Origin of the sequence: Arthrobacter sp. Bi83 (genome assembly GCF_918698095.1) — a bacterium.
Lineage (GTDB): Bacteria > Actinomycetota > Actinomycetes > Actinomycetales > Micrococcaceae > Arthrobacter.
The window spans coordinates 34,519-45,836 of the sequence record NZ_CAKKLY010000010.1; the positions used below are offsets into that span (position 1 = coordinate 34,519).

General features: G+C 66.9%; 12 protein-coding genes. 10 read left to right on the forward strand and 2 right to left on the reverse strand.

What is annotated here, in order from left to right; translation table 11 throughout:
- Nucleotides 1-8 precede the first annotated feature (8 nt).
- Nucleotides 9-257: a hypothetical protein gene (locus tag LQ144_RS07025; RefSeq protein WP_230117859.1), complete on the forward strand. Its 249-nt coding sequence runs from the start codon at nucleotides 9-11 to the stop codon at nucleotides 255-257.
- 115 nt (nucleotides 258-372) lie between these two features.
- On the opposite strand, the gene LQ144_RS07030 is transcribed toward LQ144_RS07025, so the two are convergent.
- Both LQ144_RS07030 and LQ144_RS07035 read right to left on the reverse strand, forming a co-directional pair.
- Entirely contained in the window at nucleotides 373-972 is a 600-nt protein-coding gene (locus LQ144_RS07030; protein ID WP_230117860.1) for a hypothetical protein, read from the reverse strand.
- A 189-nt stretch (nucleotides 973-1,161) separates the two neighbouring features.
- Entirely contained in the window at nucleotides 1,162-1,650 is a 489-nt protein-coding gene (locus LQ144_RS07035) for an inorganic diphosphatase (RefSeq protein ID WP_230117861.1), read from the reverse strand.
- A 290-nt stretch (nucleotides 1,651-1,940) separates the two neighbouring features.
- On the opposite strand from LQ144_RS07035, the gene dacB reads away from it, so the two are divergent.
- From dacB to folK, 9 genes are all read left to right on the forward strand, one after another.
- Nucleotides 1,941-3,332, forward strand: a complete 1,392-nt coding sequence (gene dacB / locus LQ144_RS07040) for a D-alanyl-D-alanine carboxypeptidase/D-alanyl-D-alanine-endopeptidase (RefSeq protein ID WP_230117907.1) — start codon at nucleotides 1,941-1,943, stop codon at nucleotides 3,330-3,332.
- 104 nt (nucleotides 3,333-3,436) lie between these two features.
- Nucleotides 3,437-4,555 carry a zinc-dependent metalloprotease gene (locus LQ144_RS07045; protein WP_230117862.1) on the forward strand — a complete coding sequence of 373 codons (1,119 nt, stop codon included), beginning with the start codon at nucleotides 3,437-3,439 and terminating at the stop codon, nucleotides 4,553-4,555.
- A 128-nt stretch (nucleotides 4,556-4,683) separates the two neighbouring features.
- On the forward strand, nucleotides 4,684-5,733 hold the full coding sequence (gene tilS / locus LQ144_RS07050) for a tRNA lysidine(34) synthetase TilS (RefSeq protein ID WP_230117863.1): 1,050 nt from the start codon (nucleotides 4,684-4,686) through the stop codon (nucleotides 5,731-5,733).
- Between the two features lie 29 nt (nucleotides 5,734-5,762).
- A complete protein-coding gene (hpt, locus tag LQ144_RS07055) occupies nucleotides 5,763-6,314 on the forward strand; it encodes a hypoxanthine phosphoribosyltransferase (protein WP_078027431.1) in 552 nt (183 codons plus the stop codon).
- A 436-nt stretch (nucleotides 6,315-6,750) separates the two neighbouring features.
- The gene (ftsH, locus tag LQ144_RS07060; RefSeq protein WP_230117864.1) at nucleotides 6,751-8,817 is read left to right on the forward strand and encodes an ATP-dependent zinc metalloprotease FtsH; all 2,067 of its coding nucleotides are present in this window, start codon (nucleotides 6,751-6,753) and stop codon (nucleotides 8,815-8,817) included.
- Nucleotides 8,818-8,826: 9 nt separating this feature from the next.
- Complete coding sequence (gene folE, locus LQ144_RS07065) at nucleotides 8,827-9,465, forward strand: GTP cyclohydrolase I FolE (protein WP_230117865.1); 639 nt, start codon at nucleotides 8,827-8,829, stop codon at nucleotides 9,463-9,465.
- A 10-nt stretch (nucleotides 9,466-9,475) separates the two neighbouring features.
- Nucleotides 9,476-10,396, forward strand: a complete 921-nt coding sequence (gene folP / locus LQ144_RS07070) for a dihydropteroate synthase (protein ID WP_230117866.1) — start codon at nucleotides 9,476-9,478, stop codon at nucleotides 10,394-10,396.
- 25 nt (nucleotides 10,397-10,421) lie between these two features.
- Nucleotides 10,422-10,781, forward strand: coding sequence for a dihydroneopterin aldolase (gene folB, locus LQ144_RS07075; protein WP_230117867.1), 360 nt, complete (start codon nucleotides 10,422-10,424; stop codon nucleotides 10,779-10,781).
- Nucleotides 10,778-11,317, forward strand: a complete 540-nt coding sequence (gene folK / locus LQ144_RS07080) for a 2-amino-4-hydroxy-6-hydroxymethyldihydropteridine diphosphokinase (protein ID WP_230117868.1) — start codon at nucleotides 10,778-10,780, stop codon at nucleotides 11,315-11,317. The genes folB and folK overlap by 4 nt, the downstream gene beginning before the upstream one ends.
- The last annotated feature ends 1 nt before the right edge of the window (nucleotide 11,318 follow it).

Here is an 11,318-nt window from a genome sequence, read left to right on the forward strand (position 1 = left end):
AGCCCGCCATGTACGCCACAGCACCAACCCCGACCCGGGCACCCGCACCGCCGACGGTGCACGAGCGGGCCGTCATCACGTGGGTCGCGATCTTCCCGCTCGTCGCGCTCAGCCAGTGGGCGCTCACACCGTTGATCGGGCCATTGCCACCTGTGCTCCGGGCCCTCGCGGTCACGCTCGTCGTCGTCCCCGTCGCCGTATACCTCGTCGTCCCCCGCCTGATTGCGACGTATCTGCGGCTTGCGCGCCGGCGGTAACGCATACCCGCTTGACCAGCCAATTTATTGTGTGCGCTCCACTACGAGGCACGAGCGGGTTCAACGCGGCAGAACCAGTGCAACGCAAAGAAGCCTTACGGCAGCCACGGGGGCGCTAGCGGACCTCGAGAATGAGGGACAGCAGCCGCGCGGCGGCGGGGCGGGCGGCATGCTCCTCGTTCCACTGCGACCTTGAAACGGCCTTGCTGACGGCCTGGGACGTGATGCCCAGCTCAGCGGCCACCGCCTTCTGCTGGCCCCTGACGCCGGGGGTCAGCAGATCGAGGACACGCCATTCTGCGTCGCTCCGGTCCCGGACGATCTGGCCCAGTAGCCGCATGACGGCTTCACATTCTGCGGCAAGGTCTGCCAGCGGTCCTTCGACGGCCACCGGTATCCGGTCTTTGCCGTTGCGGAGCCGGTCCACGGCCCGGCGCGCGTAGACGAGCCCGTGCCCGGAAGCGTCCTTAATCTGGTTCGGCAGGGGCTCGTTGACAGGCCCTACCCCGACCCCCACATACCAACTGCCGCACCGCAGGGCGATCAGCGCTGCCTCCACGGTCTGATGAGGGCAGTCCAGGATCCCTTGGACCTCGTCCTCTACCGAGCGATCGAAGTCCAGGCGTGCCGGGATATGCCGCAGATCCTTGAGCAGCGTCGGGACCCGGTCGCCGTCGCGCCGGCTGTCTGTTTGGTTGATAGTCAGCGTGAACATGGTGAAAAACAGCCTACCGGTTGGTAGCCGCGAGACAAGCTGGCCACTCCTGAAATTGGGCCCGGACACAGCTGTTGCGGGAGCGCCCGGCTGGACGCGGCCGGCCTGGAACTTGCGGTTAAACACCGACGGCGGCGGGTGCGGTTCGCAGGGAACCCCCGCCGCCGTCGGGCAGCCTTCAAGAAAGCGTCAGTGCGCTGCAGGCACGTAGCGCTTGATGGACGCCTCGAGCTCAGCCTCTGCGGCGGCGCGGTCGGCCCAGCCCTCGGCCTTGACCCACTTGCCCGGCTCCAGGTCCTTGTAGCGGGTGAAGAAGTGCTCGATCTCCTTGATCAGGAACTCGCTGACATCGCTGACTTCCTGGATGTGGTCGAAGCGGGGGTCCGCCGGCACGCACAGGACCTTGGCGTCTCCGCCGCCGTCGTCGGTCATGTTGAAGACGCCGATCGGGCGCGCTTCAACGATGACGCCCGGGTGCAGATCGAAGTCCTGCAGGAGCACCAGTGCGTCCAGCGGGTCGCCGTCTTCGCCGAGGGTGTTCTCGAAGAAACCGTAGTGGGTGGGGTAGTGCATGGAGGTAAAGAGGACGCGGTCCAGGCGGACTCGGCCGGTCTCATGGTCGACTTCGTACTTGACGCGCGATCCCTTGGGGATCTCGATGGTCACGTCATGCTTCATGGAATGCTCCTCGACGATTGCTGGGTGTTCGCGGCACGCTGGAAGGACAGTCATTGCCGCCGACTACTATTGAGGATATAGCGAGAGGCCCAGGTTTCAGGAACTAATGGGGTAATTTCAGGACTTTGAGGACCAGCAGCATGAGGGGCACCAACGGCACGGCAACCGGCCGCGCAAGACGCAGTGCGCCGTCCAGCCGATCGATCACCCGACCACTCCGTGCACTTAATCGGGCTTGGCCAATGCTGCTGCTCACGGTCCTTCTGGCCGCCCTGGCCCTTCCTGCGGGGATGCTGATCGCGCAGGGCTTGACCGGCCCGGACCAGTCCGCGGAGGTCCCCGCGCCAATACCCACCTGGCAGCTTGTGCCGGACCGGCTGTCCGTCCCGCAGGGAATTGGGCCGCTCAGCAACACGGCGCCCGTTCCGGTACCTGCGGAGGTTGCGGCCAGGCTCGGTCCCGTCCTGAAGACCGACGGCGGCGGCACCTTTACGGGGATTGTCCAGGACGCGGCCACGGGCACGGTGTTGTTCGACCGGGGCGGCGCGGCCAACAGGATCCCGGCCTCAAACATGAAGCTGCTCACCGCTGTGGCGGCGCTGCGGGGGATCGGTCCGGAGACGCGGTTCAGCACGAAAGCCGTCGCGGGGCCGGCATTCGGGGCCAAGGCCGGTCCGGCCGCCAAGTCAAGGGCGGTGGTGCTCGTGGGCGGCGGGGACGTCCTGCTGGGCGCGGGCGAATCCGCCGAAGGCAAGGTACTCGGCCACGCCGGCCTTGCCACCCTCGCCAAACTGACTGCCGAGTCGCTGCGCCGGGACGGGTTTGCGGGATCGGTGGAGGTGCTCGTGGACGACTCCCTGTTCACCGGACCTTCCCTCAGCCCGGCCTGGAGCCCGGACGACGTCGCTGCCGGGGAGGTGGCGCCGCTCTTCCCGCTGGCGCTGAACTCGGCACGTTTCGACCCGGCAGTGGTCACCGGGTCGCGTCCGCAGGATTCCGCCATCGCCGCTGGCGAGGCCTTCGCAGCGGAGCTCAAAGCGGCCGGGGCCGCCGCCGGACTGAAGGTGGCGCCCGGCGTCGGACGTCTTGAAGGGAAGCCGGCAGCGGACGCCGCCGTGCTGGGGGAAGTGGAGTCGGCGACGGTCAGCCAGCAGGTGGACCTCATGCTCCAGACGTCGGATAACTACCTGGCCGAGACCCTGGGCCGGATGGCTGCGGTGGCCGCCGGGCAGCCGGCAAGCAGCGAGGCGGCCAAGGCCGCCGTGCTGAAGCAGCTCGCGGACCTCGGAATCCCGACCGGCGGCATGGCTGTTGCGGACGTTTCCGGGCTGGCACTGGACAACCAGGTCTCCGCCCGGCAGTTCGCTGAGGTAGTCCGCGCCATCACGTCGGGCCGGGACACCCGGCTCAGGGCAGCGCTGGCGGGCTTCCCGGTGGCAGGCCTCACGGGGACGCTGGGCGACAGGTATATAGACGAGTCCAGTGCTGAAGGCGCCGGGCTGGTCCGGGCCAAAACGGGAACCCTGAACACGGTCATTGCGCTGAGCGGGTACGTAGTGGACGCCGACGGGCGGCTCCTGGTGTTCTCGTTCATCGGCAATGGCCTGACACCCGGCGCCGACGGAAATAAGCCGGCGCTGGATGCCTCCGCCACGGTGCTAGCCGCCTGCGGCTGCCGCTAAGCGCTGAGGGCAGCAACCGGCCGCGGCAGGCCTGACGCGCACGGCTGTTCGCCGGTCAGCGAACTTAAGGCGCGTAGCCGGGAGCGTGTGGTCTGATGGAGCGTATGGAGTCAACAGCAGGCCAGACATCAGCCCCGGGCCCGGCCCTGATCAACTGGGAGCTCGCCGCGTCCGCGGCCGCCCGACTGGCTCCCGCCGGCCCGCCCCTGAAGGCCGCCGAGATCGGCGAGGCCGTTCACCAGCTGCGCGAGCTGGCCGATGCGTCCGTGCCGCACGTACACCACATCACCGGCCTGGAGGCCGCCCGCGATCTCCGGGATTCCAATGTGCTCGTAGTAGACCGGGCGTCCTGGGCCAAGGCCAACACCCAGAGCTTCGCCGTCATGCTGAAGCCCGCCATCGAGCGGATGATGGAGAACCGCAAGGGAACCATCAGCCCCGGGGCGGCCAGCGTCAGCGGTGCCATCACGGGCAGCCAGCTCGGTGCGGTGCTGGCGTTTCTTTCCAGCAAGGTCCTGGGCCAGTACGATCCCTTCGCCGCGCTCGCCGAAGGGTCCACGGCGCCATCGGGCGGCCGCCTGCTCCTCGTGGCGCCGAACATCATCTCCGTGGAGCGCGAGCTCAACGTGGCGCCTGAGGACTTCCGGCTCTGGGTCTGCCTGCACGAACAGACGCACCGGGTGCAGTTCGCGGCGGCGCCGTGGCTGCGGCACCACATGCTGAACGAGATCGACACCCTCAGCGGCCACCTCCTCGGCAACGTCGACTCCCTTATGGAACGGGCCTCCGCAGCCGCCCGCTCCCTGAAGGACCGCACGGCATCGGGCGCCACACCGGGCCGCGGCGCCATCCTTGACCTCCTGCAGAACCCTGAGGAAGAAGCGGCACTGTCCCACCTCACGGCCGTGATGAGCCTGCTCGAAGGCCACGCCAACGTGGTGATGGACGCCGTCGATGCGAGCATCGTCCCGTCCGTGAAGACCATCCGGCAGCGGTTCAACGCCCGCGGCAAGGACCGTGGGGCCATCGAGAAGTTCATCCGCAGTCTCCTGGGACTGGATGCCAAGATGCGCCAGTACAGCGACGGTGCCAAGTTCGTGAGAGCCGTGGTGGATGTCGCCGGCATGGAGGGCTTCAACCGGGTCTGGGAATCTGCCGGGAACCTGCCCACCGAGCCGGAAATCCATGACGCCAGGATCTGGCTCGACAGGATGGGACTCTAGTCTCCGTGCAGGGCGTTTCCAGCGGACCACCGCTTTCAGGCGGACCACCAGTTTCCAGCGGACGCCCGCTTTCCGGCGGCCGACGGCGGCCGGGCCGGCTGGTGCCGGTCGTCGGCACCGCGCGGAAAATGGTGCAGGACGCCCTGGCCCGGGCCGGTTATCCGGACCGGGTCCTGGTGGCGTGCAGCGGCGGACCCGATTCGCTGGCGCTCGCCGCCGTGGCCGCCTATTTTGCCCGCCGCGGCCACGTCGACGGGCAGCCGGTGGCCGTGGGCGCCGTGGTGGTGGACCATCAACTGCAGCCCGGATCCGCGGATGTGGCTGCCCGCACCGCCGAGACCCTGGCGGAACTCGGCCTCAGCCCAGTAGTGGTCCGTGCCGTTGAGGTGGCCTCCAGCGGCATGGGTCCCGAGGCTGCGGCGAGGGACGCCCGGCATGCCGCCCTTGAAGCCGCTGCAACGGAGTGCGATGCGGCCGCCATACTCCTGGGGCACACCCTCGACGACCAGGCCGAGCAGGTACTGCTGGGGCTCGCCCGCGGCTCGGGCACCAGGTCACTGGCCGGAATGCGCCCCGTCCGAGGGAAGCTGCTGCGGCCTTTCCTCGGACTGCGGCGCGCGGACACCCTCGAAATCTGCCGTGCCGAGGAACTCGATCCGTGGCACGATCCCAGCAACGCCGATCCCGCCTTTGCCCGTTCGCGGACCCGCGTGGAGGTCTTGCCGCTGCTGGAGGAAAAGCTCGGCCCCGGAGTCGCGGAATCCCTGGCCCGCACCGCCGCCATTCTCCAGCTCGACGCGGACTATCTGGAAGAGGTGGCCAACAACACCTTCACGGCCCTCGCCGAGCGGGACGGGCCGGACATCAGCCTTTCCGAGGCGGCCCTCAACGAACTGGCGCCGGCCATAAGGTTCCGGGTGATCGCCAAGGCGGCGGCCGACGTCGGGGGTCAACAGCCCAGCTACCAGCGGCTACTGGCCGCGGAAGCGCTGTTGCGGCGGAAGGGATCGGCGGGGCCCGTGGAGCTGCCGGGGGGAGTGAGCGTGTACCGGCTTTCGCTGGCACAGCTGCTGGCGGAGGAGCGCGGCCGGGAGAAGGGCGGGACTGCAGGGGTTCCCCGGGAGGGCGCCCGCTGTGGGAAGCTTGTATTCCGGCTTCACACTCCGGCCCGAAAATAGTCGCACCCGCATCTACACAGGAGCAATTGGTGGATTCATCCGACGTCCAGGCAGACCTCAAGCACGTTCTCTACACCAAGGAACAGATCCAGCAGCGCATCACCGAGCTGGCGGCGCAGATCGACAAGGACTATGAAGGGCGCGAAATCCTGATCGTGGGGGTGCTCAAGGGCGCGGTCATGGTCATGGCGGACCTTGCGCGTGCGCTGCACAGCCACATCTCGATGGACTGGATGGCCGTCTCCTCCTACGGCTCTGGCACGCAGTCCTCCGGTGTGGTGCGCATCCTGAAGGACCTCGACACGGACCTGATGGGCAAGGACGTGCTGATCGTTGAGGACATCATCGACTCCGGCCTCACCCTCTCCTGGCTGAAGACCAACCTGGAGTCCCGCGGCACCGCTTCGGTGGAAATCTGCACGGCCTTCCGCAAGCCCACTGCGGCCAAGGTTCAGATCGACGTCAAGTACGTCGGCTACGACATCCCCAACGAGTTCGTGGTGGGCTATGGCCTGGACTACGCCGAAAAGTACCGCAACCTGGACTTCGTGGGCACCCTGGCGCCGCACGTTTACGAGTAAGCGCCTCTTGGGCCACCACGCCGCCGCCGGACCTTGGAATCACAGGTCCGGCGGCGGCGTGACCCGGTTAAAGAGGTGCAGAAAATGCTGCGGCTGGCTCCGGGTGAAGCCTGCCCTTTTGAGAAGCCTGCGCTTTTGAGGTGCGCCAGCCTGGTGACGCCGCCCTTCCGGGCGGCGACAATTCGCGGCCACGGGTCCGCCGCGGTGGGAAAGTGGTGCAGAAATGCGAGAGCACCGATTGCGCCCCTGACCTGCACGGACGCTGCCACGCGGCCTCCGCATTGCGCGTTTCCGCTACGCCCACAGGGAACTTTTGTCCTACACCGTGCGTGAATTACTCCGGCGGTGTATAGCTAGAAGCTGACGCAGCACCACACGCGCGCAGACCACGCGCCGTGCAGCACTACCAGGAGGGACGGGGCCTGCCCCCGAACAGATGAAAGCTAAGAGTTTCTTCAAGGGCCCGGGCATCTGGATCATCGTTGTGGTCGGCATGCTCCTGCTGGCCTTTGCAACGTTGGCTCCGGGCGGTGCCACACGGATCGACACCCAGCCCGGCCTCGAGCTGCTTGCGCAGAGCGGCAAGGTCGAACAGGCAAAGATCTTCGACGGCGAAAACCGCGTGGACCTGGTCCTGAAGGACAACCTGGTCATCGACGGGCAGGACAAGGGCAAGAACGTCCAGTTCTTCTTTGTCAACGACCGCGGCCCGGATGTGGTCAAGGCCGTCACCGACTCCAACCCCTCCAAGGGCTACACAGACCAGCCGGTAGAGAGCAACTGGCTGTCCGGACTGTTCTCGCTGCTGATCCCGGTCCTGCTGCTCGGCGTCCTTTTCTGGTTCCTCCTGTCCCGGATGCAGGGCGGCGGCTCCAAGGTCATGCAGTTCGGCAAGTCCAAGGCCAAGATGGTCAACAAGGACATGCCGCAGGTGACCTTCGCGGACGTCGCGGGTGCCGATGAAGCCGTTGAAGAGCTCCAGGAAATCAAAGAATTCCTTGCCGAACCCGCCAAGTTCCAGGCCGTGGGCGCCAAGATCCCCAAGGGCGTGCTGCTGTACGGTCCTCCGGGCACCGGCAAGACCCTCCTGGCCCGCGCCGTCGCGGGTGAGGCCGGCGTGCCGTTCTTCTCCATCTCCGGTTCGGACTTCGTTGAAATGTTCGTCGGTGTTGGTGCTTCCCGCGTCCGTGACCTCTTCGAGCAGGCCAAGGCCAACTCGCCGGCCATCATCTTCGTCGACGAGATCGACGCCGTCGGGCGCCACCGCGGTGCCGGCATCGGCGGCGGCAACGACGAACGCGAGCAGACCCTCAACCAGCTGCTGGTTGAAATGGACGGCTTCGACGTCAAGACGAATGTCATCCTAATCGCTGCCACCAACAGGCCGGACGTCCTGGACCCGGCGCTGCTCCGCCCGGGCCGCTTCGACCGGCAGATCTCAGTTGAAGCCCCGGACCTCGTGGGCCGCGACCAGATCCTCCAGGTGCACGCCAAGGGCAAGCCGATCGCACAGGGCGTTGACCTCAAGGCCGTGGCCAAGAAGACCCCGGGCTACACCGGCGCGGACCTCGCCAACGTGCTGAACGAGGCGGCCCTGCTGACCGCCCGCTCCAACGCCAACCTGATCGATGACCGCGCCCTGGACGAAGCGATCGACCGTGTCATGGCCGGCCCGCAGAAGCGCAGCCGCGTCATGAAGGAACACGAGCGCAAGATCACGGCCTACCACGAAGGCGGCCACGCCCTGGTGGCCGCGGCATTGCGCAACTCGGCACCGGTCACCAAGATCACCATCCTGCCCCGCGGCCGCGCACTGGGCTACACCATGGTGGTCCCGGAGAACGACAAGTATTCCATCACCCGCAACGAGCTGCTGGACCAGATGGCCTACGCCATGGGCGGCCGGGTAGCCGAGGAGATCGTCTTCCACGATCCCTCCACCGGCGCCTCGAACGACATCGAAAAGGCCACCGGCACGGCCCGCCAGATGGTCACGCAGTACGGCATGAGCGAACGCGTCGGTGCTGTCCGCCTGGGCCAGGGCGGCGGCGAGCCGTTCCTGGGCCGCGACGCCAGCCATGAGCGCAACTACTCGGACCAGATCGCCTACATCGTGGATGAGGAAGTCCGCCGCCTGATCGACCAGGCCCACGACGAGGCCTACGCCATCCTCACCGAAAACCGCGACGTCCTGGACCGGCTGGCCCTGGAACTGCTGGAACGCGAAACCCTGAACCAGGCCGAGATCGCCCACGTCTTCCGCGACATCCGCAAGCGCGATTTCCGCGAAGTGTGGCTGTCAAAGGAAACCCGGCCCGTGCAGGCTGCCGGCCCGGTGGAGTCCCGGCTGGAGAAGGCTGAACGCGAGGCCCAGGAAGAAGCCAAGGAAGCCCGGCTGGAAGAACCGCTGGACGCGCTGCCGCCTCATCCCCAGGGTGTTTCTGAAGACGCCTCCTTCCAGGGCGGGGTAACGGAAGCCGGCTCGGACGGCTACCGCGGCTAAGCTCTTGCTGTGACTCACTTCGACGACGACGACCTTGCCGCCTCCGCCGATCACTCGGCGGTGGGGGGATCCGGCCACCACTACAGGGTGGACCGGCCCCGGATTGAAGCGGCGGTGCGCGAAATTCTCCTGGCCATCGGCGAGGATCCGGACCGCGGCGGGCTGCAGGATACGCCCAAGCGGGTTGCCAAGGCCTACGCCGAGGTCTTTGCAGGCCTGCACCAGGATCCGGCAACCGTACTGTCCACTACCTTCGACCTCGACCACGAGGAACTGGTGCTGGTGAAGGACATTCCGTTCTACTCAACCTGCGAGCACCACCTCGTGCCGTTCCACGGTGTGGCCCATGTGGGCTACATCCCGTCGCACGACGGCAAGGTGACGGGCCTGAGCAAGCTGGCGCGGCTGGTAGACATTTTCGCCCGCCGTCCGCAGGTCCAGGAACGGCTCACCACGCAGATCGTCGAGGCGCTCGTCACATATCTCAAGCCGCGCGGAGCCATCGTGGTGGTGGAATGCGAACACATGTGCATGTCCATGCGCGGCATCCGCAAGCCCGGGGCCAAAACCGTCACAAGCGCGGTCCGCGGGCAGCTTCATGACCCGGCCACCCGTGCCGAAGCCATGAGCCTCATACTCGGAAGGTAATAAACAGACTATGGATTCCCTAGCTGCAGCACCTGGAACCGGACCCGCAACATCCCCGCTGCCCATCCTGCGCAAACCGCGGCCGGCTGCTAAATTTGAAGACCTGCCCACCGGACGCGCCCTCGTGATGGGCATCCTCAATGTCACGCCGGATTCGTTCAGCGACGGCGGCAAGCACCTGACGGCGGACGCCGCCATCGCCGCCGGCCTCCGGATGTTTTACGCGGGAGCCGACATCATCGACGTCGGAGGCGAGTCCACGCGTCCGGGCGCGGAGGACGTCAGCCCCGAAGAGGAGCAGCGGCGGGTCCTGCCCGTCATTGAGGCGCTGGTCAAGGCCGGCGCGCTCGTCAGCATCGACACCACCCATACCTCCACGGCTGAAGCTGCCCTGGCGGCCGGAGCCGCGGTCATCAATGATGTCTCGGGCCTCACGATCGAGCCGGGAATGGCCGAACTGGTGGCCAAGAGCAAGGCGCCGTACGTCCTGACCCACCGCCGCGGCGACGCCAAGACCATGACCTCCCTGACGGAGTACGGAAACGTGGCGGACGACGTCGTCGCAGAGCTGAGCGGCGTCCGGGACAAGCTGTATGCCGCCGGCGTGCTTGCGGAGCAGATCATCATTGACCCGGGCATCGGCTTCTCCAAGACGGACGAGCAGAACTGGGAGCTGCTCAGGAACCTCGACCGGCTTGAAGCCCTGGGCCACAAGATCCTCGTGGGAGTCTCGCGCAAGCGATTCCTGGGCACCCTCCTGACCGTTGCCGGCAAGGCGGCGCTCCCGGAGGAGCGCGACGCCGCTACCGCCGCCATCACGGCCGTCACCGCTGCCCGCGGAGCCTGGGCTGTGCGGGTGCACGACGTCGGCCCAAGCCTGGACGCTGTCAAGGTTGCGTCCCGCCTGGCCACACCCAGTCCCGGCCGCTGACCAGGAAGGGCTGAGCAGGACCACGATGGACAGGATCTCACTGAGCGGCGTCACCGCCACCGGCTACCACGGAGTGTTCGATTTTGAGCGCCGCGAGGGCCAGCCGTTTGTGGTTGATGCCGTGCTGCACCTGGACTTCAGCCGGGCTGCGGCATCAGACGACGTCAGGGACACCGCCCATTATGGCGAAGTGGCCGGGCGGATCACGGACTGGATCACAGGTGAACCCCTGAACCTCATCGAGGCCCTGGCCGTCAGGATGGCAGAAGGCCTGCTGAAGGAATTCAAAATCGAGGCCGTGGAGATCACAGTGCATAAGCCGAAGGCGCCCATCGAGGTCCCGTTCGGGGATGTGGCCGTAACCGTCTACCGGGAGCGCACATGAACGCCCGGTACACGAGGGTGGTGCTTGCCTTGGGCAGCAACCTGGGCGAACGCAACGACACGCTGTCTGAAGCCGTCGCTGACCTCGTCGACGGGCCGGAAGTGCGGCTCCTCGCCGTCTCGCCGGTGGTTCAGACCAAAGCCGTAGGCGGCCCTGAAGGCCAGCCGGATTTCCTCAACATGGTGATGACCGTGGAGACCACCCTCGAACCCCTTGAGCTCCTCAGGCACTGCCAGTCGGTCGAGAACAAGCACCACCGGATCCGCGAGGTGCGCTGGGGGCCGCGGACGCTCGACGTCGACATCATCGCTTACGGCGACCTGGAAAGCTCCGATCCGCAGCTGACCCTGCCGCATCCCCGGGCGGCGGAGCGGGCCTTCGTGCTCTACCCATGGTCCCTGATCGACCCTGCGGCAACCCTGAACGGGACGCGGATCGGTGAGCTCGCAGCCAGGGCCGCCGACTTCCCGGACCTCACACCGTTCGACGGTTTCGGCGACTTCAACGGAGTGCCCACGGCGGGGGCGGTGGAATAAC